The sequence below is a fragment of the Vibrio sp. 1288 genome (assembly GCF_033344475.1).
Window position 1 is genome coordinate 1 of record NZ_JAWPOX010000332.1, and the last position, 808, is coordinate 808.

Genomic DNA, 808 nt, shown 5'->3' on the forward strand with positions numbered 1-808 from the left:
GACAACCTAAAACTTATGCTACAGCGGCTGCATAAGCAGCAACATGTCGACATTGACAACATCAGGCTCTATGACGATGGCTCTGCTGAATACGTGAACCTGTACAACTGGCGCAATACCCAGGATAAGACCTACCTGTTACAGCAAGCCGGTGACAACCTTAAAAATATCATTTTAGGTTCAGGTGGTTCTTCCGCGCCCTGGTTGACTACTCAGTTTAACTGGCATTCACTCTACCCTACTGAGTACTCAATGCTGAGATCTGACTTTTTGACGCTTGATCCAAAACTACACGAGTTAAAAGAGTATCTGGGTGATAGCCTCAAACAAATGCAGTGGGATAAATATGCAAAACTGTCCTCAGAGCAGCAAGCATTGTTCCTTGAAATCGTAGGTTTTGATCAAAATTGGCTGCAAGTAGAATATGACAAGAGTCCACTGGCTAACTTTGTATTCACGGGGACGACTACCTGGGCCGGTGGTGAAGAGAAAGAGTTCTACGCCAAGCAACAGGTTAATATCATCAATAATGCTATCAACGAAACCAGCCCTTACTATATTGGTAAGGAGCATGACCTGTTCTTCAAAGGGCATCCTCGCGGTGGTGTTATCAATGACATCATTATTAGCAGTTTTGATAATATGGTGAACATTCCGTCAGCCATCTCTTTCGAAGTCCTGATGATGACAGATATGCTGCCTGATACTATCGCCGGTGTGGCCAGCTCTTTGTATTTCACTATTCCAGCGGAAAACATCAAATTCATCGTTTTCACTTCATCCGAAGAGATCACCGATCGTGAACAAG

The 808-nt window shown here is 43.9% G+C and carries 1 protein-coding gene; it reads left to right on the forward strand.

The window, feature by feature from the left end:
• Positions 1-808, forward strand: an 808-nt coding sequence (locus tag R8O11_RS26580) for a hypothetical protein (RefSeq protein ID WP_318194790.1), incomplete at both ends; no start/stop codon positions are given.